We start from the raw sequence: 25,255 nt of genomic DNA on the forward strand, positions 1-25,255 counted from the left end.
GAAAAGCTTTAAAGTGAATGTTAGAGCTGCTCTAAACGCTGTAGCTGTGCCAATAATTCTGCTTCACTAAATGCACCTGTCAAACGTAAGCTGCGAATCTCCTGCTGCTGAGTGTCGAGAAATAAATAGGTCGGTGGTCCCAGAATTTCCCATCGGTTAAGTAAAGCCTGATGCGTAGTATCATATTGACTAAGATCGAGCTTGATCAGAAAATAAGGGGCTAAGGCCTGCTGGACAGCAGCTGCCTTTAATACTTTATGTTCAATCGGCTGACAAGCCACACACCAATCAGCATAGACATCCACAATGACCTTCTGCCCTTTCGGTACTGTAGCCAGTAACTGTTCAAATTCAGTGGCTGTTTTTGCTATATGCCAACTCGCCTGTTGTTGGGCAGTTTCAACAAAAAAACGCTGACTATGCTGATACTGACTATATGTAATATAAGGCACTGCAATGGCCAAACAGATGAGATAGAGCCAGCGCAGTCCGGTATTTTTCCAGAATAATCGTGCCAGAACATAGGCAACAAAGCTTAAACCCAAACCTAGCGACAGCCACTGCAATGCAGCTTCTGAAATCAGCGGACGAATAAAATACAAGGCCAAAGCCAGCATGATGAAAGCAAAGAGTACTTTTACCTGATTCATCCAGTGCCCGGCTCGGGGCAGGATGCGTGCCCCCATAATACTGGCCAGCAGCAACGGAGTGCCCATACCGAAGCCTAAAGTAAATAGGAGCACTGCGCCTTGCCATTGGTTCTGGGTCTGGGAAATAAATAATAATGCACCGGCTAATGGTGCCGTCATACAGGGACCAACCAGCAAGGCAGAAACAGATCCCATAACCGCAGCGCTGACCAAGGTACCCCCTTGCTGCATCGCCTGAACCCGGTCCAGACGCTGCGTCAGACGCTGTGGCATTTTAATTTCAAACAGGCCAAACAGGTTAAGAGCAAACACCACAAATAGCGCACTAAATGCCATCAAAGTGGCAGGTTGCTGTAACCAGCGTTGAAAGTTGAGTCCGGCTGAAGACGCGATCAAGCCCAGTACAGCATAGACTGCGGCCATACTGCTTACAAAGCTTAGGGCAATTATCCAGGCCTTGATGCCTTTGCTATCACGAACAATCAGTGAAGTCAGAATTGGCAGCATCGGCAAAGAGCATGGCGTAAATGCCAGCAAAATGCCCAAGCCAAAAAACAACAGTAATCCGTAAGCCAGTGAACTTTCAGCCAGACGTGCAGACCATTGCTGGTCTTGTGCCGAGTCGCTGCTGGATCGGGTAGAAATGACTTCAACGATTTTACTATCTGTATTTCCTGATTCTAAATCATCAGCAGAATTTGCCATAATCCGGTTGTGTTGCGAGGAAGAGCTGCTTAGATCCAGTAACCTTTTATTACCCGAGCCAGTAGATTCATATTGCACCAGACCGGATAAGTCAGTCTTAAATTCAATGGTTTGAGGAGGATAACAAAGCCGGTCTTTGGCACAGCCTTGCCAGCTGACCTGATAAGTTTGACCCGCCTGTGTCGGAATCTGAACTTTTAATTGCTGATAATAAACCTGGGTATGACCATAGTTTTCATCATATAGATCTTCAGCGGGTGGTAATTGCAAGGTCATCGGCTGACTTCCCTGCTTTACCTCTACCTTATGCTGATAAAGATAATAGTTTTGCGGAATTTCCCAGCTAAGTTCAGCCTGTTGCTGAGTGACTGAACTGATACTCAGAGGAAAAGCCTGCTCAGGCGAAAGCAAAGGCGCTTCTGCCTGAGCAATATTACTAAGCAACACTGTGCCCAATAAGACTGGAGAAAAAACTTTTCTCCCGATCTTAAACTGTAGTGCTTTGGTCATATCGGAATAAGAGCAGCTTAGAATAGGAATGATACGCCCAAGCCTGAGAAGTAACCTTTATTCTGACCTTCCAGATCTACCCCAACACTGGCATCAAGTTGTACCTGATCATTCAATGCATACATGACGCCAGTCCCTAGTGCATATTCATTATTCTGACTTTCGGCTTTACGATAAATCAGTTCCGAATAACCTGACCAGCGCTCAGTAATCTGATAGCCTAAAGCTGGAATCGCAGTAATTGCCCAGTTGCTATCCTGCCATTCATAACGCATGGTCAGTGCAGTATTCACCAAATCATTATATTGATAAGCAACTGCTGAGCTCAGGCTATAAATATCTTCTTCATTACTAAAATTAGCATTACCTGTGGCAATAATAGCTTCAGCCATCAGCGCCATACTGAGTTTTTCATCATCCAGATCAATGGCTTTTTTCAGGCCAATACTGACATCGCCTAAACCATCATCCTCTTCAGTCTGACCATTGAACTTGGTTTGTGACCAGGCCGGACCAGCCCAGCCTAAACGTAATTCCAGATCATCAGTCAAACCGGTACGCAACAAGACGTCGGCATTTAAAGTGGTTTGTTTCAGCTTGCTTCCATCCACAGTCGCTTCGCTATAAGAGAAACTCGGTAAACCCTGTTCCCAAGCTAACTGACCCACTGGTACGGTACTGGTACCCAAACCTTCACCTGGTCGGTCAAATTCAACTGCAGCACAAAGCTGTGCACTGACACCCGTCAGTGCCATCAAACCCAATATTCTTAAAGTTGTCTTCATCTTGTTGGAGCTCTTTCTTAAAATTTAATGTAATTCCTTGGTCATTTTTGCGCCATGACTACGCAATAATTCTAGGGTTTGTTTTTCTTCTTCCAGTGCTTCTGCCCAGTTAATTTCATCAAAATCACAATCAAAGAATAAATCACTAATCGATGACAGAATGGTTAATCCTTCTTCATCCTTGCTGTTCGGATTGACTTTTTCTTCTAATAGGCGCTGCACTGCAGGTACACAGGCTGCACTGGCCGCATCCCAAAGCGGGCCATAAACTTCTTCAGCATCCCAAAGATGCAAATTGACTTTAGCCTGGATCAGCGCTTCCAGAATCTGTAAATGTACATCCAGACGTTGCTGTTTTTCTTCAGCAGTTAAGGGACTGCCCGCTTCATAAGCTTCACACACTTCTTCCCACCATTTGAACAGGCCATCTGACCAGATGGAAATAACTGGGCCTTTTTCCAGATCAATAAAATTCGGGTTAAGTCCATCTGCCAAAAGCTGTTTGACCTGACCCAGATTGAGTTCTTCGAGTGCTTGCACAAAAAGCTGTTGTTGCGCAGTTAACATGATGGAGCTCACTTTAAATTCGTTTTTCACTATTATGCCGAATAAAGCGGGATTTGTTTTGTTCTCATTCGTTTATTTTATCTAAAATTGAAAAAAGCCCCGTAGGGCCTTTTTCATCTGCGAATTATTTATTGTTCTAGATCTGTACCTGTATCTTCTTCCGCAAGTTTTAGCGGAGTGCTACGTACGTTATCTTTTTTCTCAATCACATGTTCCAGACTGCGTTTTAAACGGTCAATGGCACCATGAATGGCAGTATCAACATTATGACCATGATGGTTCACAACAATTGGCTTCAAGCCGGCAGGACGTGCTTCGATCATGCAGCGAATATCGTCATCGCCTCCTTTGGCGGCATTTTCATCGCTAAGATGCACTGAGAAATGGGTAATACGCTCACTGTGGCGCTGGAATTCCTGATTTAATTCGGTACGAACGTAAGTAATTAGACGATCACTATTGCGAATGTTTTTATCGGTACGGAGTTCAATGTTCATAAAATACCATCCTCAAATCATTTTAACTTTTTAGTGCAGAATTTTTATCTTGGCACGTGTATAGCTTGCTGTTTTATATTGCATTTCACATCTTCAAATCGCTTTGGATAAAACCCTCCAGATTGAATGATGAACACATTTTTGAGTCTGCAGAACCGTGTTCCTATACTTCGAATATCGGTCCTCTGTTGAAAATATGCAAGTGATATTTTGATTTTTTTAGCAAAAGAACAACCGATCGTGACAACTGCTTACCGGATCGTGATTGACCTTCCAGATTTGGAACGATCGAAATACTATTCACATGACCTTTCCAAAATTAAATCAGTCTTTGCCCTGTTCATAGAAGATCTATGTCTTTACTTGACTCAGCTTCAAAATTGATTCTCTATTCTTAAAATTAATTTAAATATAAAAACTTAACTCGCTTCAATTATCCTATAAACCTTCTTCTCCCAATATCTCAAATTATCATCAGCTCAAGACGATGAAATATTTCCGTCAGCGATCAATTTTGACTTTATTTTTACTTATTAATCTGTATCCTTAAGCTGCTTTCTCGGGGGAGATATTTAAATGAAATTTACACAAATCGCGGCACTTTGTGCATTGGCTTCAACAGCAGCTTTCACTCAGGCAGCAGTTTGGCAGGATTTTAGTTTGACAGGCCTATATGGCGAAAATTATGCACATCCTGTAGGTATGGTTGATGATTTAGAACAATCCACTATTACAGCTGAATATGCAGCTGGTTTAAAATATGGTGATTTCTTCGCCTTTGCTGACCGTACTAATAATGATATTAGTGGTAATGAAACTTACTTTGAAGTTTCACCACGTTTAAGTTTAGGTGCTGTCACTGGTCAAAAGCTTGAGCTTGGTCCAATTAAAGACGTACTTATTGCGACTACTTGGGAAGGAAATAGCGGCAGTCTTGACTTCAATAATTACCTATATGGTATTGGATTTGCTCTAGATGTTCCTTATACCAGCTATGCAAATATCAACTTCTATAAAGCTGATAATGATAAAGGGTCAGAAGATGACTATCAGATGACCATTACTTATGCCGTTCCATTTAAAATTGGTGGTGAAGAGTTCCTGGCAGATGCTTTCCTGGATTGGTCAACAGCTGAGAAAAATGGTCATGCAAGTGAATTAAACTGGACTTCTCAATACAAATGGAATGCAGGTAAACATATTTCACCTGAAACCAAATTATACTTCGGTATTGAGCATTCAGTTTGGAACAATAAATATGCAATCAAAGGTTTAGACGAACATAATGTCAGCGCATTGGTGAAATACCACTTCTAAGTTTTTAGAATGAATAAAGCAGAACCTTGGTTCTGCTTTTTTATTGCCTAAATTCAGGTTATGGTTAGATATTCTCTTTCTTTTTGGCATCTGCTTATGAGCTTTGTTATTCGTCCTGCTCAAATTCAAGATCTGGAACATCTACTCCCGATCTACAATGCTGAAATCTTATACGGAACCTCAACCTGGAATAGCACGCCAAAGACAATTCAGGATTTTCAGAACATGCTGAATGAATTAAATGCTCAGCAATTTCCTTTATTGGTGGCTGAGCATTCAGCGTCCAAGCAAATTGCAGGTTATGCGGATTATTCTACATTTCGACCCATTCAGGGTTTTAAACACACTGTTGAACATTCTGTCTTTATTCATGCAGATTTTATAGGGCAAGGTCTGGGCAAAGCCTTGATGCTCAAGCTGATTGAACATGCGCGGCAAAATGCTATCCATGTTATGGTTGGTGCCATTGACCATGAAAATCAGGCATCAATTGCCTTACATGAGAAATTAGGCTTTAAACAAACCGGTTATATGCCGGAAGTTGGACAGAAATTTGGACAATGGCGTGATCTGGTATTGATGCAACTCAACCTGAATTAAACCAAAATATTTTATTTTTTATGTAAAACTTAATCTAATTGGATCAATAATCTGTTAGAAAAATTACTGATAGATAAAATTTTCTATTAAAACCAGAATAATGTCAGTTGAGTAAAATTATGAATAAATGGCTTATCTTTATCAGTATTCTCTCCCTGAGTAGTTTTAGTTTCGCCAATTCAAACTTTGAAACTGAACTCCGATCCGAATGTGCCAAGGTGAAAAGCTATGCCAACTCGGGAAGAAAATTTTATGATCAGAAACAGTATCAAAATGCGCTAGGACAATTTCAACAGCAAGCTTCCTGGTCTGCCTTTTGTGCAATGCATAGTGAAAATAGCGGTGTATCTTTTTCCGAGAGTGCCATTGCCACTGCTTTTAATAATGTCGGGTTAAGCTATTTTAAATCAGGAAAACCACAATGGGCACGGGCCTGGTTCTCAGTCTTTCCTCAAGCCAAAAGCAGTCAATTTAATTTAAAACAGCTTCCTTCCCCGCAAAAAACTCAAAACTTGGCTGGCATCTATATACAGCATGCTGGCTTCGGTCACTGGAATACCATTCAAGTCAAACGGATTAAAAATTCTTATCAGATTCATTTTAATGGCCTCTATATGGGACTAAATAGCATGATTTATGGTCCAAATATAGGTGAATTTGAAACCACAATGCCTGTTAATAAAACCCAAACGACCTATCGATCAGATGACTGCAAAATTAATCTCAATTTTGCTTTTGATCCTAAACAGGGGCAGCAGGTAATTTTAAAACAGGACAGTGGCAGTTCAGGTTGTGGCTTTGGACATAATGTCTATGCAGATGGACACTATTTAAAAGTTGAGTCCTAAATTGAGTTGTTAAAAAAGCCCGCGATTGCGGACTTTTTAAATGCATATTAGAAATATACTTAAACAACGATATCCGCCAGGTTACCTTTCTGTTCCAGCCAGTCTTTACGATCACTGGCGCGTTTTTTGGCCAACAGTTTATCCAGTAAGCCTGAAGTCAGGTGCACATCATCCAGATCTAGCTGTACCAGACGACGAGTATTAGGATCCAAAGTCGTTTCGCGAAGCTGGCTGGCATTCATCTCACCTAAACCTTTGAATCGGGTGATCTGCGGATTCTTAGTTTTACATTTTTTCAGGATGCCTTCCAGTTCATCTTCATCCAGCGCATAGTGCACATCTTTAGCATCATCGATACGGAATAGGGGTGGCATTGCCACAAACAGATGCCCTTCTTCGACCAGAATCGGGAAGTGTTTTACAAACAGCGCACATAACAAAGTCGCGATATGCAAGCCATCCGAGTCGGCATCGGCAAGAATACAGATCTTGCCATAACGCAGTTCAGACAGGTCATCTGAACCTGGATCGACCCCAATCGCGATTGCAATGTTATGCACTTCCTGAGAGGCCAGCACTTCATCCGAAGAGACTTCCCAGGTATTTAAAATTTTCCCGCGAATCGGCATGATCGCCTGGAAATTCTTGTCACGTGCCTGCTTGGCCGAGCCGCCCGCAGAGTCCCCTTCCACAATAAACAGTTCAGACTGATCCAGATCATGTCCCACACAATCTGACAGTTTCCCAGGTAAAGTCGGACCAGCGACAATTTTCTTACGTTCAACTTTCTTGGCCGCTTTTAGACGGCGACCCGCTTTGGAAATGGCCATTTCCGCCAGTTGCATAGCGATGTCTGAATTCTGGTTTAACCATAGCGCAAACGCATCTTTGGCAATATTCTGCACAATGCCGGAGGCTTCACGGCTAGATAAACGTTCCTTGGTCTGACCAGAGAATTGTGGCTCCTGGAATTTCAGTGACAGGATATAGTTCACCCCATCCCAGACATCTTCTGCAGACAGTTTCATATTCCGTGGCAACAGGTTACGCAGCTCACAGAACTCACGCATGGCATCGGTCACACCTGAACGTAAGCCATTCACGTGAGTACCGCCTTGTGCGGTTGGAATCAGGTTGACGTAGGATTCCTGAATACTTTCTCCACCTTCCACGTTCCAGCAGATGGCAAATTCTGCACTGGCACGCTCAGCATCACCTGTCGCCACAAAAGCAGGAGCCGGAATGATTTCACGGTCTTCCAGCTCGTCCATCAAATAGTCGACCAGACCATTTTCAAACTGCCAGGTGATCTTTTCATCATTGATCTGGTCGATATAGTTAATTTGCAGACCAGCAGCCAATACCGCTTTGGCTTTTAAGTTATGTTTTAAGGCTTTAAGCGCGAATTTTGGAGAATCGAAATATTTGGTTTCCGGCCAGAAATGAACAGTTGTCCCTGTGGCACGTTTCGGTGCCTTACCTTCTAGCACTTCTAGTGGTGCAGTCGGTTCGCCATTTTCAAAGGCCATTTTATACAGGTTACCGTGACGCTGAACTTCAACTTCTACGCGGCTAGAAAGCGCGTTGACGACCGAGATCCCCACCCCGTGCAGACCGCCAGAAAATTGATAGTTATCAGTACTGAACTTACCACCGGCATGCAATTTGGTCAGGATAATTTCAATCCCGCTCTGACCATATTCCGGATGAATATCGACGGGCATACCACGGCCATTATCTTCAACCGATAATGAACCATCCTTATACACCGTGACCGTGACTTTATTGGCATGTCCCGCCAGTGCCTCATCGACCGCATTATCAATCACTTCCTGCGCCAAGTGGTTTGGACGAGAGGTATCGGTATACATGCCCGGACGACGACGGACCGGATCTAGACCAGATAAAACTTCAAGAGATTGAGCCGTATATTGAGACACGTTATTCGGTTTCCTTTTTTATGCAGTCGGATAAAAACTGTAAGAGCAGCGGAATTTTCTCCGCAAAATCATCCATGCCATGGCTGCCATTGGCCTCGGTCATCAGCAGTGCAGGTGGACGAGCTGAACTATAATAGCGATGTGCTTCACGATAATCCAAAACTTCATCGCCTTGTTGTAACAGCACTAACATTTTGTCTGCATCTTGTGCAGTTGGTAGCGCCATGGCTTCGAGCTGGCCAAGATCTGCGTCATTCAGGCACCAGTTCGGATGAACCTGCAGGGGCAATTCATCATCAAACAGTTCACGAAACAGCTGCCATGGTCGCATTGCCGGATTGATCAGTACAGCCGGCACATGCGCTTGAGCGACCAGATATGTCGCATAAAATCCCCCGAGACTACTGCCGACCAATGCCACCTGATCCATCGACTGGATCAATTTAGCAATCTTCTGAATTGCAGCCATCGGCGGCATGTTTAAATCCGGTAAATGCACCTGAATATCTGGGTACTTGGCACAGTATTGTTCCAATAACTGGCCTTTAATTGAGCTGCTACTACTCTTGAACCCATGCAGGTAAATGATATTCATCGGCAATCAATAAAAACAAACAAAATGTCAAAATTTAATTTAAAAGTGTGAAATACACTTCATTTTATAACCACTTAATTGCTTAAATTGTCTGACAAAAAAGCCTTTAATGTTATGCAATTCTCGCTATTTTAAGAGTATTCCGAATAAATTGAGAATCAAGAATACTGAAAAAAAGAATTTATACCGCGAAGTGCTCAAAAAAGAAAGATGTCTACGGCTCATATAAAGGATAGGATCAAATGCCAAGTTTAACGCCATTGCATGAAACCTATTGTCGATGGGATCGAACTCCGCTTAGCCAGGCAGATGTCCTGGAAGGCCTGGCACAATTGGTCACCATGCGCTTTAGTGATGTAGTACAGGAGCTGATTAAATCGATTCAGCGTGAAATTTTAATGAGCGTATTCGGGCTGAGTGAAAAAAATTCCAAAACTTTCCAGAATATTCCTTATATCGTACGTCTGTATCAAATGTCTTATGACATGATCTTTCATTATGGCAATACCCTGATTGCGCCTGGACTGCGCCGTATTATTGAAAGATTTCCAAAATTACATAATAAACCTCTGACCCCGACCATGCATTTTATGGTCAGTGCCCTGAACGGGATTATTGGCGATTATCTGCTGAAATATCAGAATCCTCTCGCCCTGCCGATGCTCATTTACGATCATTATGGTTCTCTGCAACAAGGTGAGCTAACCGGACGCATTACCCTATTTGTGCATGGTCTGTGCATGAACCATCTGGACTGGTCAACCCGCAAATATCCGGGCATTGGAGAAAAATTACTGGCACAGCGTGACCATAACACCATGCTGTACCTGAACTACAATACCGGACGCCGCATTTCAGCCAATGGCCGCAGTCTGGCCAATGCCTTGCAGGATCTGGTCAAACGTAATCCAGGAATTACCAGTATTGATCTGATCGGACACAGTATGGGCGGTCTGGTGTCACGCAGCGCCTTGTTCTATGGCAAACAAAATGTCTATGACTGGATTCCGATGGTAGAAAATCTGGTCTGTCTGGGCTCACCGCATCATGGTGCGGTACTGGAACGTTTTGGTTTTAGTTTGCAGGAAAAGCTCGGACATTTTCCTTTAGTGAAAATTGTGGGACATGTGGTGAATATTCGCAGTAACGGAATTCTAGACTTACGTCATGGCAGCGTCCGGGATGATGACTGGGAACATAATCCGGTACGGATTGGCTTTATGGACGACAACCGTAAACCAGCCCCGATTCCTGCGCATATTGATGCCTATCTGGTGGCAGGTACGATCGAGTTTGAACACCATACCAACAAAACGCTTAATGTGATCGGTGATTATCTGGTCAGTGTCAAAAGTGCCTTGGGCGAACATCCCCATCCGCGTTTTGATCTGAAAGTACCCGACGCACATAAGGCGATTTTCTATGGACTGAATCATTTTGAAATTCAGTATCATCCACTGGTGGCCGAACAGATTGTGCGCTGGTTCTATCCAAGTGTGGAAGATGAAACCTATACGCAAATTCATGAATACGTGACCGATCTGGACAGTATTGAAGGCATTGCCCTAACCTGATTGAAGGTGAAAAATTTGGTTCGCCTCTAAGAGAGTGATAAAAAAAAGCCAGTCTGTAGACTGGCTTTTTTGATTCCAATTTTGAAAATCAGTATTTATCTCTTAGACGTTTGACGGGCGCAGTCTGATATTTGCGAAATAACTGCCACAGGCTGATCAGCAATAAAATACTGAAGAACACCAATGACCAGACCGGTAAAGATTGCCCCAGGAACGTCCAGTCAATTGCGGCACATTCACCTGAACCGTTTAATACCTGCTGTAATACCGATTTCATCGGCAAAGTTTCCAGCCAGTAATCCAGACCTGGGCCACAGCTCGGCACTTGATCTGGGGGCAGGTTCTGTAGCCAGACATGCCGTGCAGCGACACCGACTGACCATAAGATACTCAGCGAGCCTAAGAAAGCATAACCACGCTTCATGGCATTGGATTTCGGATTATGCAGCAAGGCAATCAGGGAAATAATCCCTAGTCCGATCAATCCGATTCGTTGAAACACACACAATGGGCAAGGGTTCAGGCCCTGTCCATGCTCAAGATATAAAGCAAATGCCATCCCGGCAACAGATGCCAAAAACAACACACCACTCACGAAGCGATAACCCCATTGCATGGTTAATCCTCTTATTTATTATCGATATTGGGCTAAATATTCAGTAAAACTGATCGTGTTATCTTGCTCGAGCTGCTGTTGTTGCTGCAATGACTTTTGTGACAATTCATTGAAATATTTAAGTGTTTCTTTGCTTAATCGATGTGATTCATAGAGATTGCTATGCTGATGGGCCAAATGCTGACCAAACTGCCACATGCTGCTGTGGCTACGAATATCTCCGACAATCAGGGCTGACAAGGTCGCATCAACTTCATCGACACGGATCTGCATGGCTTGCATAGCATTGCTATATAGATCAGTTTCATAAGCCTGATCGAGCAATTGAGCCAGTGGCTGCATACGTTGCAAATGCAGATTACACCAGTCTTCAATCATATAACGCTGGCCATTTTCCATAATCGCAGCGTTATAGGCGCGGCCACGATTGACCACTTCAGCCTGATTCTGGTCAATGATTTCCTGTTCGGCATCCAGCAATGCCGGGCTGTCTTGCAATAAGCAGTACAGTGCCACTACTTCCAGGAAGCCGGCAGTATCTTCATTGATCCCGATCGCGCTATACGGATTGACATCTACAGCACGCAGCTCAACATAGCCGATCCCGCGATTTTGCAAGGCTTGCGATGGAGTTTCACCTTCTTTAGGTACCTGCTTTGGACGCACCAGACTGTAGTATTCATTTTCAATCTGTAGCACATGGTCATTGATCTGAATTGGCTGACCATTGGCATCATCCAGACCCAGACGGGTAAACTGTTTGTAAGGTGTTCTGACCGCTTTTTGCAGACCTTCCAGATAATCCTGCAGATTATTGTAGTGAATACCGAGCTGTTTCTGCGCTGAATTCTGGTAGCCAAAGCGTCCCATCCGTAATGCAGTCGAATAAGGCGTATATAAAGTACCGCGTACCAGCGGAAATAAATGGTGATCACGTCCAGTCATAAAACACTGGCACACTGCTGGACTGGCACCAACCAGGAAAATTACCAGTGGCGTTAAACGAATAAAGTTACGGATCAGCCCCATATAGCGATGGCTGCGATAATCCTGCAGGCTTAAAGCGCGTAGCTCTTCATCAGTTTCCTGTTCCTGAAGTGCTATAAAGAAATGATCCGGGAAAGACAGATTATAGTGAACCCCGGAAATGGTCTGCATACGGCGACCATAACGCACGCCTAAACCATGACGATACAGCGTTTTAAATAAGCCAATATTGGAGCTGCCATATTGCGCCAGCGGGATATTTTCATCCTTACTGTCGAGCATGCACGGCATAGACATCGGCCAGAGCTTTTCATCATTTTTCAGATGACGATGTACAAAGGCATGAATGTCGGTCAGATAGTTTAATGCCTCAGTAATACTCTCTTTCGGTGGAGTAATAAACTCCATCAAGGCTTCAGAATAATCGGTCGTAATATGCGGATGTGTCAGAGCTGAACCTAAGGCATGAGGATGCGGTTCCTGCGACAGGAAACCATTGCTTTGCATACGCAAGCTCTCACGCTCGATACCGCGCAGCATTCCTTTGATGAGCGACGAATCTACCCATTCCGGTAATACATCATGGGCAGTCGATTCAGGTTGACTCATTACAATCTCGCTTAATGGGGGTAACTATTAAAATAGAATCATCGGTTTAGCTTAGTATACCGCGATTTCCAGACAGCACATGCTGCCCTGCCTAGTTTTCAAGCAAACCATTGATTTTTAGTTGGGCAAATTTTTAACACAAAGTTTCTCTATAAGACATGTGAAATTTGTGATTTTATTAACAAATAAATGCTAATAAATTGTAAACATTATGAATTATCAAGATATTTTAGACTCCTGGTTTAGTCCTGAGACTCAACCCAACTGGTTTGCCAAAAGTGACCAGTTCGACCAAAGTTTGAAGGAAAAATTTGGTGATATTCTGGAACAGGCGAGTAGAGCTGAACTGTGGTCATGGCGTAAGAATGCTGATGGTCGATTAGCTGAAATCATTGTTCTGGACCAGTTCTCACGCAATATTTTTCGGGATACGCCGCGTGCTTTTGCTCAGGACAGTCTGGCTTTGGCACTGGCTCAGGAAGCCATCAGCCAGGATCTGGACAAACAGCTGAGTCCGGAGCAACGTTCCTTTCTTTATATGCCTTTCATGCATAGCGAATCTAAATTAATACATGAATTTGCGCTAAAATTATTTCAGCGCCTCGGCAATCCAGAAAACCTCGAATATGAAATCAAGCATAAAATCATTATTGACCGTTTCGGACGCTACCCACATCGCAACCAGATTCTGGGCCGTGAATCCACCGAGGAAGAATTGAGTTTCCTGACCCAGCCAGATAGCAGCTTCTAGAGGTCTGTAACTCGCTGGATCATCCTATCAGGAGAACGAAGATGAAAAAGACCGTCATTGCCCTGACCCTTGCGACGACTGCCCTGCTTTCTGGCTGTGCAACGACACCGTCCAAGCCGCTTACCTTTGACCAGCTCGGCCAGTACAGCACTACTCCACTGAATGCCAACACTTATCGCATCAGTTTTCAGGCGCGACCTAATATGAGTTTCGGTACAGCCGAAGAAATTACCCTGCTGAAAGCCGCGCAGACCACAGTTCAGAACGGTTTCCAGTTTTTCCGGGTACTGAACGATCCAAGCAACCGTACCCAGCAACCACCGCGTCAGGCGATTGTCTATCCGGCGCCTAGCGTCTATCCATACGGCTATTATCGTCCTTATGGTTATTCCCGTCGCTATCCGGGATTCTGGCCCGATCCATTCTATGACCAGCCCTATACTGTCACTTTAGATCCTGCTCAAGTGGCTTATACCATTGAGTGCTTTAAAGCCGGTCAGGAGCCGAAAGATGCCTTTGATGCCCGCTTGATTTTACAATCACTTGGCGCTAAATATGGAGTAAGTCCATCCGGCCAAGTACTCCAACCGCAGCCGGCCACGCCCTAATAACAGGATGATTTATGCAGAAAGAGCAGCCGTCACCGAGCTTACAACGCAGTAAACGTTTTGCGACTATTGCACTGGTCGTCGCAGTACTGGCTTGGCTGGCGCTGATGATTACTGCCAAACTGCTGCCTGAATATGTCTGGCTGATTCATATTCTGATGCTCTCTGCCGAAGCAGGTGTAGTCGGTGGTCTGGCGGACTGGTATGCAATTACCGTGCTGTTCCGCAATCCTTTTGGCCGGCTACCGATTCCAAAATTTTTACGTGACCATACTGAAATTATTCCACGCAATAAGGCCCGGATTGCCGAATCTATGGGGCGCTTTGTGCAGGAAAATTTCCTTTCCCCGCAAATTGTGCAGCGCAGTCTGGCCAGTACCGATTTAAGTCTGGCTGCTGGCCGCTGGCTGGCCAATCCGCAGAATAATGCTCAAGTCACACAAGTGATTCAGCAGACCGTACCCAAAGTATTTGAATTTGTCGGGCAGGAACAGATCGCCGGATTTATTCAGAGCAATAGTGTGCAATGGGTCAAAAACACCCAGATCAATACCCTGGCCAGCGAAATGCTGCGCGCTGTTTTGGAAAATGATTTCCATCAGGATGTGCTGCAACGCGGCCTAGATGTGGTACATGCCTGGATGACTTCACATCCAGAACAAACCCGTGAGCTGACCCGCACTTTATTCAAGGAAATGGGCGTCTGGCGTCTGGCCAAAGGCGCCAGCTGGATCGGTATTGATGTGCAGCAACGCAGTATCGATTCGGTGATTCAGCGGGTGGAAGCCATGCTGGCAGATCCCGACCATCCGTGGCGGCTTAAAATTGAAGAAACAGCTCAAGAATTGATGCAGCAATTGGCAGATTCTGAAAGTATGGCCAGCCAGCGACTGAATGAAACTAAAGATGCCCTGCTTGACAGTCCGCAAGTGCTAAATTTTATCAGTGGTGCAGTGGTCATTTTATGCGATGCCATCAAAGCAGATTTGCAAAAGTCGGATTCGGGGATTGCGGAGAATCTGCGAGTCGCCATTCAGCAAGTCGGTGAAAATATTATTTCAAATACTTCAGTGCGTGAGTTGCTGAATAACCGTCTCAGTGGTATCGCTGTCGATTTGAGTGACCAGTACAGTGAGAAAGTGATCCGTTTTATCAGTGAACGTATTCATGAATGGGATTCGACTGAGATGATCGACAAGATTGAAAACGAAGTCGGTGGTGACCTGCATATGATCCGGGTCAATGGTGTCGTGGTCGGGGCCTGTATTGGTCTGATCCTTGGAATCATCCGTGCTGCAGTCGAGCATCTGATTTAATTGATTTTTAGTTAGAGAGCCCATCTGTTAGTGAATGCTTTTTACCTTCTAGAACTTCTTTCTTAATTCTCATTGATAGAAAACAATTATTTGGGTGGCTGATTTCCTGACATATCGACCAGCAAGCCGGCAAATTTGCGTACAAAAGGCAAAAGCGTTACCACAATTGGAAAAGCAATTGCCCAGGAAATCATCCAGTTATGAAACCAGAGTGCCATAAAGCCCTCAATCCAGCCCAGATTGCGCAGCATGTTAATCATGGAAATAATTCCACTCATCAGGCAGGACAGGATAAAAGGCACAATGACCAAGGCCCATTTGGCTGGAAGTTTGGGAATATTGCCGATAATAGTCGGGCGCTGTTTTGAATCCATGCTGACTCTTTTTATAGTTTCAATCAGGCTAATATAGGCCATTTTGATTGCTGGATGATTCATTTTTTATAGCAAAATTTGCAACTTATTTATTCCCCTCTTTCTCATGTGATCCTTCATTGATGACCGACCGATGGATAGAAACTATAGACTACTAATCGTATATTTTTTATTCCCCATAAATGGTTTTACCTAAAGAGTCGGAAATTTGCTATATTTGCTGTTTTTCTGCGATATCTATTTTCGACTGATTATGAATACGGCAATCCAAGCAGCTCTCGATCATGCAGTGCAAACTTTACAGGCACAAAACGTACTCCCATCTGACTGGAACAATACAAGTAATTTGACGCGTACCAAAGACCGCAGCCACGGTGACTTTGCATCAAATATTGCCATGATCGCGTCTAAAGCTGCGGGTATGAAACCGCGTGATTTAGCAGAAAAAATTCTTGCTGCCCTGCCTGAAGTGGCGGATATCAGCAAGGCAGAAATTGCAGGCCCAGGCTTTATTAACTTCTTTTTAAATGCAGACCAGCGTTTTGCTGTGCTGGATCAGATTCAGGCTCAACAGGCAACGTATGGTCGTACCCAGGCCAATGCGGAAAAACGCGTTCAGGTTGAATTTGTTTCTGCGAACCCGACTTCTAGCCTGCACGTAGGTCATGGTCGTGGCGCTGCTTATGGTATGACTGTTGCAAATCTGCTTGAAGCGACAGGTGCCAAAGTTGACCGTGAATATTATGTCAACGACGCTGGCCGTCAGATGGATATTCTGGCAACTTCAACTTACCTGCGTTATTTAGAATTGACGGGTCAGGAACTGGTGTTCCCGAAAAATGCCTATCAAGGTGACTACGTCAAAGAAATCGCACAAAGCATTATTGATAAAGACGGCGATATCTATGTTCGCCCTGTTGCAGACGTTTATAAAGATGTCCCTGAAGATGTACAGTACGCTGCCGAACCGGATGCTGAAGGCAATAAGGTGGTGGTTTCAGGCGATAAAGAAAAGCACATTGATGGCCTGATCTTCAACTCACAAACCTTATTAAATGAAGGTTACCGCGTATTCCATCAAGCTGCGTTAAAAGCCATCCTTGATGATATTAAAGATGACCTTGGTGAATTCGGGGTGACTTTCAATCAATGGTTCAGTGAAGCGACTTTGACTGAAAAAATTGATGAAGCGCTACAAACTCTAGATCAGCGTGGCTTCCTGTATGAAAAAGATGGCAACATCTGGTTCAAGTCGACTGAATTTGGTGATGAAAAAGACCGCGTAGTGAAACGCCGTAATGGTCAAACCACTTATTTCGCGTCTGATATTGCGTATCACCTAAACAAATTACAACGTGGCTATACCGATATCATTGATATCTGGGGTTCAGACCACCACGGTTATATCGCACGTGTAAAAGCTGCGATTGATGCTCTGGGCTATGACTCGAAAAAACTGACTGTACTTCTGGTTCAGTTTGTCAGCCTGTGGCGTGGTGGAGAGATGGTACAGATGTCCTCTCGTTCAGGCCAGTTCGTGACTTTACGTGACCTGCGTAAAGAAGTCGGTAATGATGCAGCGCGTTTCTACTATGTCATGCGTAAATCTGAACAGCACATTGACTTCGACCTTGACCTTGCCGTATCTCAAAGCAAGGACAATGCCGTGTATTACATCCAGTATGCGCATGCGCGGATCTGCCGTATGTTAGAAAAGGCAACCTCTACAGGTGTGAACTTTGATGCAGCCACTGCACGTGGTCTGGCAGCCAAACTTGAGCTGGAAGCGGAGACTGAAATTCTGGCAAAGCTGGCAGCTTATCCAGAGATTGTCGTTCGTGCTGCAAACAGCTATGAACCGCATCAGATTGGTAACTACCTGAAAGAGCTGGCTGCGCTGTTCCATGGCTGGTACAACGACAACAAGGTTCTGGGCGATGATGCAGAATTAACTCAGGCACGTTTACTGTTATCTGTAAATGTTCGCCAGGTGCTGCGTAACGGTCTGGAACTGCTTGGTGTATCTGCGCCTGAGAGCATGTAAGCAAAACACTGTTTTGCATGCTCGCAAGGCGAGAGCTAAGCTCGAAGCGAAAATGTAAAGCACTGCTTTTACATTGACGCAAGACGGAGAGCTCTGCTCGAAGTCAGCATGCTAGTCATTGCCGTTTATCTGCTGAATAAATATTTTGTAACTTTAGCTATGTGTTTGAAGATGCAGATAAATTAAAATTCTGTGTGATTTGTGATCTAGATAATGACTTTTCTATCACGATCACATAGGATGAAGTCATAGTAGGGGCATAACTGCTGTTATGCCTTTTCTATTTGCCCCGATAAATAAGAGGAAATCCCAAGTGTTTGGAAAAACGCAGCGCGGTGTATCTGAAAGACCGAATAAGCCCAAAAAGCCACTTATTCCTACCTGGCTCGGCACACTCGTGATCATTTTAATCGTGTTAAGTTTTTTAATGGCACTCATGCTGTGGAAGCCATGGGAACCTGTTAAACCTAAAAACCAGGCTACGGCTGAGCATTCTCAAGAAGAAGATACCAATAAAGACTACCGTTTTTATGATCTGTTGCCACAGCAGCAAGTGACACCGATTCCTGAAGAGGCGGTTCCTGAAGCAAAAAATCAGGAAGCAGTGGTGATTGTAGAGGCACCAAGACCTGAAGTTGATGAATCAGAAACAGCAACTGAGCCAGGTCTGGATGCAACCGAAGCCCCAACTCCTGCTTCTGCAAGCTATATTTTACAAGTTCGTAGTTTTGATGACCCGGATCAGGCAGATGCCCGCCGTGCAGAAATCATTCTCAACGGTTTATCTGCAGATGTAGTCCGCAGTGTGGAAAATGGCAAGGTTTGGTATCGTGTCGTGTCTGGACCTTATGATTCAGCAGAATCTGCGATTATTGCACAGCAAACCTTACAACATAGTGGTATCGATTCGATCGTGGTCAAACGATAAAGTTTAGAAAATAAAAAAGCGCCAGATGGCGCTTTTTTTGGATCTTTTATCTCCTCCCTTTTTTAAAGGGAGGTTGGGAGGGATTTTAATTTTTTAACTCCCTCTTGCGAAGCAAGGCTTCTCACCTTTTTCAAAGGGAAAGAATCTAAGGGATATTTGTTATCATGAGATTCCCTCCTAAGCAAGCTTTGAAGCACTGCTTTGAATTGAAACGCAAGAGGAGGAAATTAGAATATTTAATCCCCCTCAATCCCCCTTTTTCAAAGGGGGAAGCAACATAACAGGAGATTAAAAGCTTTTTATAGGGTATGACCCAACGCCTCACCCATCAATACGGTTGAATTGGCTTTAAATTTCTCATCCCATTGCATCTTGTTTTCCTCAAACAGGATAACGGCGGTTGAACCTAGGTAAAAACGACCCAGTTCAGCGCCTTTTTCAAGGAATAAATTGTGCTGGTTTAGCTCGATACGACCAGATGGTTTTACCTTGCCAGTCGCCACAGTTTCAATACCAGCCACAATCATCGCACCAACTAGAACCACTGCCATACGACCAAGTTCGGTATCAAACAGACATACCATACGTTCATTACGGGCAAACAGACCTGGAATATTTTCGGCTGTGGTCTGGTTGACCGAGAACAGTTCACCCGGCACATATAAAGTTTCAGTCAGAGTCCCGGCAAATGGCATGTGAACACGGTGATAGTCACGTGGTGACAGATACACCGTCGCAAACTCACCATTCTTGAATGGTTCTGCTAGTTGCGGATCAGCAATCAAGTTTTCAACCGTAAACTTCTGGCCTTTGGCCTGAAACACATCGCCATTTTCAATTTTACCCAGTTGGGAAATCGCGCCATCTGCCGGAGATACGATCGCAGTTGAATCAGCATCGACCGCACGCACCCCGGTTCTTAGTCCACGGGTAAAGAAATCATTAAATGATTTGAATTTCAGGGCATTGGTTTGCTCAGCAATCGACATATCAATTCCGTATTTGGTCTTGAATGCTGCGATCACGGCTGTTTTTACAATCGGATTTTCGCTGGCTGCAATTTTTCCCACCACACGGGACAGGCGATGCTGTGGCACCACTTTTTGGGCCTGGATAAACAGTTGTTGTTTTAGACGCGATGTGATGCTCAAGATGGCACCTCTCCTGTAGCGATTGGACTATCGAGGCGGTTGCCCCATTCACTCCACGCACCATCATAGGCTCGAATATTCCAGCCGAATAAGCGACCCAGAATATAAGCCAGACCTGAACGGTGATGGGACTGACAATACACCACAACCGGCTGATCCAGATCAAATCCCAGTTGTTCCAGACGCTGCTGAGTACGTGGTAAAGGATGTAATTTTAAATGATTTTGCCGGTTAAGGGCAGTACTCCACTCAAAATGACGTGCGCCCGGGATGTGACCACCGCGTCGCGCAGCCAGACGCAGGCCAGTGTATTCATCTTCTGTACGACAATCCCATACCTGAATTTTTTCATTTTCAATGAGTTGTTTTAATTCATCATAATCAATCTGAAACTCAGCCTTTCTTTCAAGATTGACTGGAACCAGATGATCGACAGGTATAAACGTTTCCTGATCTGATGAAGTCGGTAGTCCCGCACCCAGCCAGGCATGAATGCCGCCATTGAGTAAACTGGTATTTTCAAAGCCCATGCAATGCAGGTTCCAGAGCAGACGCCCTGCCCACGCACCGCCTTCATCATCATAAGCTACGACATGATGTTCAGGAGAAATATTCAGGTAACGAATTAAAGCTTCCAGCCCTTCTGCATCCGGTAACAGGCCCATGGCTGTTTCTTCCTGACGAACCAGCAGCTTGGGTTGCAGATGTAAGGCATGTGGAATATGCAATTGTTCATAAACCGACGCCCGGCTTAAATCAACAATTCGAAGTTTTTCATTTCCCAAATGTGGAACCAAATCTTCTGCTTCAATCAGCAGACCAAAGTCAAAGGCGGAAGCTGTCATCTTAGTAGTTGTCATTGCGGTCAAATCCTTTTGATCTTAGCACAGCTCATTTTTTCAATTATGTTGTTTTTATCTAGATCCTTAGCATAATTTTAGCTAAAGCTGATTTAAGAAAGACCATCATCCAAGAAAAAACCGCCTCATGATTGAAGCGGTTTTTTGAATCAAGCAGAGATTTTTAGACAGGTTCTGAGATATTGAACACCTGACGCAAATATGCCAGGAAAGTATCATTATCCGTCATGGTTTTTCCTGGGCTATCGGAGATTTTCGCTACCGACTGACGGTTGCATTCCACCAGTTTCAATACGATATTTAGCGGCGTCTGCCCCATGTCATTGGTCAGATTGGTGCCGATCCCGAAGCTGACCTGAAAGCGGTCTTTAAAGTATTGATGCAATTTCCAGGCTTTTTCCAGATTCAGGCCATCACTAAAAGTCAGCATTTTGGTTTTGCTGTCAATTTTCAGCTTTTTATAGTGAGCATAAGCCTTGTCACCCCATTCATAGGGATCGCCACTATCATGACGCAAGCCGTCAAACAGTTTGGCAAAGTACAGGTCAAAGTCACGCAGGAAAGCATCCATACCGACTACATCGGTCAAGGCAATTCCGAGGTCACCACGGTATTCTTGTACCCAGGTTTCTAGGGCTGCTTTCTGGAAATTACGCAGACGCACATCCAAGGCCTGAAAGGCTTGCAGAAATTCATGCGCCATGGTGCCGATCGGGGTAATACCCAATTCTTTGGCTAAGTACACATTACTGGTCCCACGGAACACGTGCGGTGCAGCTTTATTAAATTCTTCAACGACATGCTTTTGCCAGTCAAAACTATAACGACGGCGGGTACCAAAGTCCGAGACCAGGAATGGTGGATCATTCGGGTTCTGCGCGGCATCATACTGTTTTAGCAATTCAATTTTAGCTTTTAAACGGCGCTCACCTTCGGCTAGCACTTCGGGTGTACGGATACGACTGAAATACAGTTCATTCACAATGGCCAGTACAAAGATTTCAAACATCATTGCCTGAACCATGGGGCCTTCAATAGTAATATCCAGGCGGCCTTCATTGTCGATGGTGGCCTTAATAAAACGCCGTTTGAGCTGGAATAGTTCCAGATAATCCACAAAATCGCTTTTGATAAAACGCAGGCTGCGTAAATATTGTAATTCGTCTTCTTTAAATTTGAGCTGACACAGCAAATCCAGTTGGTGATTCAAATCATCCAGAATATCCGTCAGCGGATATTCCGTATCTTCCAGGTTGCGACAACGGAAATGATAGACACTATGCGTTTGTGGAAACTTGTGTAATACCACTTGTAGCATGGTGAATTTATACAAGTCAGTATCTAACAAAGAGTGGATAATTGGAGCCATAACTAAGGGAAATATCGCTGTGCTTATCCCGCATTAAAGCATAAAAGTTTAGGCAATATTGCAGGATTTACGTACAGCTAGCTGAATTATCGACAAAAGTTCAAGAAAATAAACTGCTTCCCACACAGTTATTTGACTGCTTTCAGCCCGTTTTCCTGTTCCTTGATAATTTTTTGTAGCTGCTTTTCCTGACCGATCACCTTGGCAAATTCAGCTGTGGTTTTTTGCCCGGTTTTCTTGGCTTGGGCATCACAGTCGACCTGACGCAGCTGTTTGGCAATGGCAAATTCCATTTTAAACAAGGCACCCATCAAGGCTGTATTGCCACGGTTGTCCCGGGCGCAGCGGTCTGCCCCTTTGGCCAGTAAGGTGGTCACAATATCCTGATGGCCATAATAGGTTGCCATCATCAACGAGGTATAACCATCTTGATTGCGTACATCGACTGGAAAGCCGTGCTTTAAAAATTCATTGATCACTTCGCTATTGCCGATTTTAGCAGCAGCAAAAAACAGATCGATCAATTCCTGTTGTGAGGTCATCTGAACGCTTGCCGCAGTTTTTGCAGGGGAGACATTCTTCACTTCAGCAGCAGTTGCGAATGCGGAACTAAAGGCAAGAATACTGGCTAGAAATGCGTGTGGCAGAACTTTCATGATGAACTCCAATAGAAATCGAAAGGAAAATTTAAGTTTTTAAAAACTCAATTGACCTGAGATGGAATGAAAAACAGAGTGCCTGTAAAACTCCCCCTAGGGTGCAGGAAAGGTTTGGAGTATTACAGGACTTTTTGGAGGTGATGCGCTATGCCCTAGTCACCAGTTCCTCAAGACCAATCGGGATTAGTCTTTTAATTTTGCAGCTTTGGCTTTAACGATGGCGATGTCACCATTTACAGCTTTAGTCATGCGCATACCGTAGTCAGCATCTGCCTTATAGAAGTAAGACAACATGATGTGCTTGGTTTCTGAATCTTTGACATTGCCCAGATCAGCCGCCAGGTTCATGATCAGGTCATCTTTCTCTTTGGCAGTATATGAACGGTACAAGTCACCTGCTTGCTTGAAGTTTTGCTCTTTAGTACCGATCTGTTGCACATGACCAGTCAATGGTGTTTCAACTGCACGCGCTTTTTCAGTCGCCGGTTTTGGCTCTTTACGGCTTGGCTCGTAGTTCACATCAGAGTCACGTTCAGACACATTCATGTGACCTTCTTGGTTATTGTTGTTCACATTCACCACAGGACGGTTTACCGGAATTTGCTGATGGTTCGCACCTAGACGGTACATTTGTGTATCTGAATAAGAGAAGATACGGCCTTGAAGCAAACGGTCTTCAGATGGTTCGATACCTGGGACCAGATTACCTGGTGCAAATGCAGCCTGTTCAGTTTCATTGAAGAAGTTCTTCGGCATACGGTTGAGTGTCAATGTACCGACTTTCACTTCTGGAACCAGTTTGGTTGGCCAGATTTTGGTTGGGTCTAGCGGATCGAAATCAAAGCTGTTCAGATCTTTAGGATCAAGCACCTGAATATACAGATCCCATTTCGGGAAATTACCTGCATAGATGTTGTTATAAAGATCATTGGTCAAGTGATTGAAATCTTTACCTTGTTGCGCAGCCGCTTCTTTGACATTTAAGCCCTTCACGCCCTGTTTAGAGCGGAAGTTGAATTTCACGTACTTGTATTCGCCTTTGTCGTTATACAGTTTGTAGGCATGTACACCAAAACCGTCCTGTTCGCGGTAGCTGGTTGGGACACCTTGCTTGCCATAAACATAAGTCAGCATGTTGGTTGCCCAAGGCTGGCTAGACAGAAAGTCAAACACACGGTTGGCATCTTGTACGTTGGTGACGGGGCTTGGTTTCATCGCGTGGATGAAGTCCGGGAATTTGATCGCATCACGGATAAAGAAGACTGGTGTCTGGTTACCGACCAAGTCCCAGTTACCTTCCTGGGTATAGAATTTGATGGCGAAACCGTGCGGGTCACGTAGGGTCTCTGGTGAACCTTTACCATGAATGACGGTAGACATGCGCACAAAAACTGGAGTTTTGGTACCGGCCTTGAATAAAGAAGCAATTGTTAAATCAGACAGATCTTTCGTCGTAACGAATTCACCATAAGCACCCGTACCACGTGCGTGTACGACACGTTCAGGAATGCGCTCACGGCCAAAACGTTGCAGTTTTTGAACCAGTTGTACATCCTGCAGCAAAGTTGGACCTTGTGGACCCGCAGTGATCGAGTTCTGGTTATCACCGACTGGTGCCCCGTTATCTTTGGTTAATGGTGCAGCTTGTGCAGCTGTCACCGTTGCAAGCATTGCAACAAGTAATGAACGCTTAAACATTTCTAAATCTCTCAATTTAATACCTTTCCTGCATGCAGCTAAGATACTTGAGAGCAAAAAATAGATAAAACAGATAATTTTTATGATTATGATCGTGTTTTTAGATAGTCTAAAATATTATCAATGCTAATCAATCAATTAAGCCCATTTTTTAGACATTAACTTAATAACAGATGAGTCTGATCTTGCTACAATGGCGGCAATTTTGAATCTGACTAAAATTGATTATGCGTGCATTATTACAACGGGTACTGGAAGCCAAAGTCGTGGTCGATGGTGAAACCACCGGAGAAATTGGCAAAGGTATTCTGGTTTTTCTAGGTTTAGGTAAAGAAGACAATCTTGAAAAAGGCAAAAAACTGATTGATAAGATATTGAAATACCGTTTCTTTGATGATGAGCAGGGCAAGATGGGCTGGAATGTCAGTCAGGCCGGTGGCGGTTTACTGCTAGTGTCCCAATTTACCTTGATGGCGCAAACTCAAAAAGGCTTACGTCCGGATTTTGGTCCCGCCATGCCGCCAAGCGATGCCAAGGTCTTGTATGAACAGCTGGTTGAATATGCGCAGAGCCAGTTCGAAAATGTACAAACCGGTATTTTTGCGGCCGATATGAAAGTGCATCTGGTCAATGATGGGCCGGTAACGTTTAATCTGGAAGTTGAATAAACTGTCATTGTTCCAGAATGAAAAAAGCC

At 44.3% G+C, this 25,255-nt stretch carries 24 protein-coding genes; 10 read left to right on the top strand and 14 right to left on the bottom strand.

Annotated elements, in window-relative coordinates:
- Positions 1 to 20: 20 nt before the first annotated feature.
- From dsbD to FTV13_RS04045, 4 genes are all read right to left on the bottom strand, one after another.
- Positions 21 to 1,865 carry a protein-disulfide reductase DsbD gene (gene dsbD, locus FTV13_RS04030; protein ID WP_180011105.1) on the bottom strand — a complete coding sequence of 615 codons (1,845 nt, stop codon included), beginning with the start codon at positions 1,863 to 1,865 and terminating at the stop codon, positions 21 to 23.
- Between the two features lie 17 nt (positions 1,866 to 1,882).
- The gene (locus FTV13_RS04035; protein ID WP_166137494.1) at positions 1,883 to 2,650 is read right to left on the bottom strand and encodes a transporter; all 768 of its coding nucleotides are present in this window, start codon (positions 2,648 to 2,650) and stop codon (positions 1,883 to 1,885) included.
- Positions 2,651 to 2,674: 24 nt separating this feature from the next.
- Positions 2,675 to 3,217, bottom strand: coding sequence for an ankyrin repeat domain-containing protein (locus FTV13_RS04040; protein ID WP_004781453.1), 543 nt, complete (start codon positions 3,215 to 3,217; stop codon positions 2,675 to 2,677).
- A 128-nt stretch (positions 3,218 to 3,345) separates the two neighbouring features.
- Positions 3,346 to 3,714, bottom strand: a complete 369-nt coding sequence (locus tag FTV13_RS04045; protein WP_005232722.1) for an HPF/RaiA family ribosome-associated protein — start codon at positions 3,712 to 3,714, stop codon at positions 3,346 to 3,348.
- Between the two features lie 576 nt (positions 3,715 to 4,290).
- On the opposite strand from FTV13_RS04045, the gene FTV13_RS04050 reads away from it, so the two are divergent.
- The 3 genes from FTV13_RS04050 (at position 4,291) to FTV13_RS04060 (ending at position 6,479) form a co-directional block, all read left to right on the top strand.
- Complete coding sequence (locus FTV13_RS04050) at positions 4,291 to 5,031, top strand: outer membrane protein OmpK (RefSeq protein WP_180011107.1); 741 nt, start codon at positions 4,291 to 4,293, stop codon at positions 5,029 to 5,031.
- A 96-nt stretch (positions 5,032 to 5,127) separates the two neighbouring features.
- Complete coding sequence (locus FTV13_RS04055; protein WP_180011109.1) at positions 5,128 to 5,631, top strand: GNAT family N-acetyltransferase; 504 nt, start codon at positions 5,128 to 5,130, stop codon at positions 5,629 to 5,631.
- A gap of 119 nt (positions 5,632 to 5,750) precedes the next feature.
- The gene (locus FTV13_RS04060) at positions 5,751 to 6,479 is read left to right on the top strand and encodes a hypothetical protein (RefSeq protein WP_180011111.1); all 729 of its coding nucleotides are present in this window, start codon (positions 5,751 to 5,753) and stop codon (positions 6,477 to 6,479) included.
- Between the two features lie 59 nt (positions 6,480 to 6,538).
- On the opposite strand, the gene parE is transcribed toward FTV13_RS04060, so the two are convergent.
- Together parE and FTV13_RS04070 are read right to left on the bottom strand one after the other, a co-directional pair.
- A complete protein-coding gene (gene parE / locus FTV13_RS04065; RefSeq protein ID WP_166137506.1) occupies positions 6,539 to 8,419 on the bottom strand; it encodes a DNA topoisomerase IV subunit B in 1,881 nt (626 codons plus the stop codon).
- A 1-nt stretch (position 8,420) separates the two neighbouring features.
- The gene (locus FTV13_RS04070) at positions 8,421 to 9,014 is read right to left on the bottom strand and encodes a YqiA/YcfP family alpha/beta fold hydrolase (RefSeq protein ID WP_180002578.1); all 594 of its coding nucleotides are present in this window, start codon (positions 9,012 to 9,014) and stop codon (positions 8,421 to 8,423) included.
- 242 nt (positions 9,015 to 9,256) lie between these two features.
- Between FTV13_RS04070 and FTV13_RS04075 the strand changes: the two genes are divergently transcribed.
- Entirely contained in the window at positions 9,257 to 10,588 is a 1,332-nt protein-coding gene (locus tag FTV13_RS04075) for an alpha/beta hydrolase (protein ID WP_166137513.1), read from the top strand.
- Positions 10,589 to 10,676: 88 nt separating this feature from the next.
- Here FTV13_RS04075 and FTV13_RS04080 read toward each other — a convergent pair whose 3' ends face one another.
- Complete coding sequence (locus FTV13_RS04080) at positions 10,677 to 11,204, bottom strand: disulfide bond formation protein B (RefSeq protein ID WP_159124206.1); 528 nt, start codon at positions 11,202 to 11,204, stop codon at positions 10,677 to 10,679.
- 18 nt (positions 11,205 to 11,222) lie between these two features.
- Entirely contained in the window at positions 11,223 to 12,800 is a 1,578-nt protein-coding gene (gene gshA, locus FTV13_RS04085; protein ID WP_159124207.1) for a glutamate--cysteine ligase, read from the bottom strand.
- Positions 12,801 to 13,011: 211 nt separating this feature from the next.
- On the opposite strand from gshA, the gene FTV13_RS04090 reads away from it, so the two are divergent.
- Genes FTV13_RS04090 through FTV13_RS04100 form a run of 3 tightly spaced genes read left to right on the top strand, consistent with a single transcriptional unit; the run spans position 13,012 to position 15,475 of the window.
- Positions 13,012 to 13,551 carry a DUF924 family protein gene (locus tag FTV13_RS04090; RefSeq protein ID WP_180011114.1) on the top strand — a complete coding sequence of 180 codons (540 nt, stop codon included), beginning with the start codon at positions 13,012 to 13,014 and terminating at the stop codon, positions 13,549 to 13,551.
- A gap of 41 nt (positions 13,552 to 13,592) precedes the next feature.
- A complete protein-coding gene (locus tag FTV13_RS04095; RefSeq protein ID WP_159124209.1) occupies positions 13,593 to 14,159 on the top strand; it encodes a hypothetical protein in 567 nt (188 codons plus the stop codon).
- A 14-nt stretch (positions 14,160 to 14,173) separates the two neighbouring features.
- Positions 14,174 to 15,475, top strand: a complete 1,302-nt coding sequence (locus FTV13_RS04100) for a DUF445 domain-containing protein (RefSeq protein WP_159124210.1) — start codon at positions 14,174 to 14,176, stop codon at positions 15,473 to 15,475.
- A gap of 86 nt (positions 15,476 to 15,561) precedes the next feature.
- Here FTV13_RS04100 and FTV13_RS04105 read toward each other — a convergent pair whose 3' ends face one another.
- Positions 15,562 to 15,849 carry a DUF2798 domain-containing protein gene (locus tag FTV13_RS04105; protein WP_125278848.1) on the bottom strand — a complete coding sequence of 96 codons (288 nt, stop codon included), beginning with the start codon at positions 15,847 to 15,849 and terminating at the stop codon, positions 15,562 to 15,564.
- A gap of 253 nt (positions 15,850 to 16,102) precedes the next feature.
- On the opposite strand from FTV13_RS04105, the gene argS reads away from it, so the two are divergent.
- Together argS and FTV13_RS04115 are read left to right on the top strand one after the other, a co-directional pair.
- The gene (gene argS / locus FTV13_RS04110) at positions 16,103 to 17,893 is read left to right on the top strand and encodes an arginine--tRNA ligase (RefSeq protein WP_179991902.1); all 1,791 of its coding nucleotides are present in this window, start codon (positions 16,103 to 16,105) and stop codon (positions 17,891 to 17,893) included.
- Positions 17,894 to 18,206: 313 nt separating this feature from the next.
- Positions 18,207 to 18,821: an SPOR domain-containing protein gene (locus FTV13_RS04115; RefSeq protein ID WP_159124212.1), complete on the top strand. Its 615-nt coding sequence runs from the start codon at positions 18,207 to 18,209 to the stop codon at positions 18,819 to 18,821.
- A gap of 299 nt (positions 18,822 to 19,120) precedes the next feature.
- On the opposite strand, the gene asd is transcribed toward FTV13_RS04115, so the two are convergent.
- The 5 genes from asd to FTV13_RS04140 all read right to left on the bottom strand — a co-directional run bounded on the left by asd (position 19,121) and on the right by FTV13_RS04140 (position 24,558).
- Positions 19,121 to 19,972: an archaetidylserine decarboxylase gene (asd, locus tag FTV13_RS04120; protein WP_166137528.1), complete on the bottom strand. Its 852-nt coding sequence runs from the start codon at positions 19,970 to 19,972 to the stop codon at positions 19,121 to 19,123.
- A complete protein-coding gene (locus tag FTV13_RS04125) occupies positions 19,969 to 20,817 on the bottom strand; it encodes a sulfurtransferase (RefSeq protein ID WP_179991991.1) in 849 nt (282 codons plus the stop codon). The genes asd and FTV13_RS04125 overlap by 4 nt, the downstream gene beginning before the upstream one ends.
- Before the next feature lie 178 nt (positions 20,818 to 20,995).
- Entirely contained in the window at positions 20,996 to 22,201 is a 1,206-nt protein-coding gene (gene pncB, locus FTV13_RS04130) for a nicotinate phosphoribosyltransferase (protein WP_179991901.1), read from the bottom strand.
- A gap of 128 nt (positions 22,202 to 22,329) precedes the next feature.
- The gene (locus FTV13_RS04135; protein WP_179991900.1) at positions 22,330 to 22,857 is read right to left on the bottom strand and encodes an ankyrin repeat domain-containing protein; all 528 of its coding nucleotides are present in this window, start codon (positions 22,855 to 22,857) and stop codon (positions 22,330 to 22,332) included.
- Between the two features lie 186 nt (positions 22,858 to 23,043).
- Complete coding sequence (locus FTV13_RS04140; RefSeq protein ID WP_179991899.1) at positions 23,044 to 24,558, bottom strand: catalase; 1,515 nt, start codon at positions 24,556 to 24,558, stop codon at positions 23,044 to 23,046.
- Positions 24,559 to 24,785: 227 nt separating this feature from the next.
- Here FTV13_RS04140 and dtd point away from each other — a divergent pair, with 227 nt between their 5' ends.
- Entirely contained in the window at positions 24,786 to 25,226 is a 441-nt protein-coding gene (gene dtd / locus FTV13_RS04145) for a D-aminoacyl-tRNA deacylase (protein ID WP_004281259.1), read from the top strand.
- The last annotated feature ends 29 nt before the right edge of the window (positions 25,227 to 25,255 follow it).

The organism is Acinetobacter sp. YH12235, from assembly GCF_013417705.1.
GTDB lineage: Bacteria > Pseudomonadota > Gammaproteobacteria > Pseudomonadales > Moraxellaceae > Acinetobacter.

What these genes read in the sequence shown, in the direction of transcription:
- dsbD (WP_180011105.1), bottom strand. Translation starts at nt 1,865, where the DNA reads ATGACCAAAGCACTACAGTTTAAGATCGGGAGAAAAGTTTTTTCTCCA.
- FTV13_RS04035 (WP_166137494.1), bottom strand. Translation starts at nt 2,650, where the DNA reads ATGAAGACAACTTTAAGAATATTGGGTTTGATGGCACTGACGGGTGTC.
- FTV13_RS04040 (WP_004781453.1), bottom strand. Translation starts at nt 3,217, where the DNA reads ATGTTAACTGCGCAACAACAGCTTTTTGTGCAAGCACTCGAAGAACTC.
- FTV13_RS04045 (WP_005232722.1), bottom strand. Translation starts at nt 3,714, where the DNA reads ATGAACATTGAACTCCGTACCGATAAAAACATTCGCAATAGTGATCGT.
- FTV13_RS04050 (WP_180011107.1), top strand. Translation starts at nt 4,291, where the DNA reads ATGAAATTTACACAAATCGCGGCACTTTGTGCATTGGCTTCAACAGCA.
- FTV13_RS04055 (WP_180011109.1), top strand. Translation starts at nt 5,128, where the DNA reads ATGAGCTTTGTTATTCGTCCTGCTCAAATTCAAGATCTGGAACATCTA.
- FTV13_RS04060 (WP_180011111.1), top strand. Translation starts at nt 5,751, where the DNA reads ATGAATAAATGGCTTATCTTTATCAGTATTCTCTCCCTGAGTAGTTTT.
- FTV13_RS04070 (WP_180002578.1), bottom strand. Translation starts at nt 9,014, where the DNA reads ATGAATATCATTTACCTGCATGGGTTCAAGAGTAGTAGCAGCTCAATT.
- FTV13_RS04075 (WP_166137513.1), top strand. Translation starts at nt 9,257, where the DNA reads ATGCCAAGTTTAACGCCATTGCATGAAACCTATTGTCGATGGGATCGA.
- FTV13_RS04080 (WP_159124206.1), bottom strand. Translation starts at nt 11,204, where the DNA reads ATGCAATGGGGTTATCGCTTCGTGAGTGGTGTGTTGTTTTTGGCATCT.
- gshA (WP_159124207.1), bottom strand. Translation starts at nt 12,800, where the DNA reads ATGAGTCAACCTGAATCGACTGCCCATGATGTATTACCGGAATGGGTA.
- FTV13_RS04090 (WP_180011114.1), top strand. Translation starts at nt 13,012, where the DNA reads ATGAATTATCAAGATATTTTAGACTCCTGGTTTAGTCCTGAGACTCAA.
- FTV13_RS04095 (WP_159124209.1), top strand. Translation starts at nt 13,593, where the DNA reads ATGAAAAAGACCGTCATTGCCCTGACCCTTGCGACGACTGCCCTGCTT.
- FTV13_RS04100 (WP_159124210.1), top strand. Translation starts at nt 14,174, where the DNA reads ATGCAGAAAGAGCAGCCGTCACCGAGCTTACAACGCAGTAAACGTTTT.
- FTV13_RS04105 (WP_125278848.1), bottom strand. Translation starts at nt 15,849, where the DNA reads ATGGATTCAAAACAGCGCCCGACTATTATCGGCAATATTCCCAAACTT.
- argS (WP_179991902.1), top strand. Translation starts at nt 16,103, where the DNA reads ATGAATACGGCAATCCAAGCAGCTCTCGATCATGCAGTGCAAACTTTA.
- FTV13_RS04125 (WP_179991991.1), bottom strand. Translation starts at nt 20,817, where the DNA reads ATGACAGCTTCCGCCTTTGACTTTGGTCTGCTGATTGAAGCAGAAGAT.
- pncB (WP_179991901.1), bottom strand. Translation starts at nt 22,201, where the DNA reads ATGGCTCCAATTATCCACTCTTTGTTAGATACTGACTTGTATAAATTC.
- FTV13_RS04135 (WP_179991900.1), bottom strand. Translation starts at nt 22,857, where the DNA reads ATGAAAGTTCTGCCACACGCATTTCTAGCCAGTATTCTTGCCTTTAGT.
- FTV13_RS04140 (WP_179991899.1), bottom strand. Translation starts at nt 24,558, where the DNA reads ATGTTTAAGCGTTCATTACTTGTTGCAATGCTTGCAACGGTGACAGCT.
- dtd (WP_004281259.1), top strand. Translation starts at nt 24,786, where the DNA reads ATGCGTGCATTATTACAACGGGTACTGGAAGCCAAAGTCGTGGTCGAT.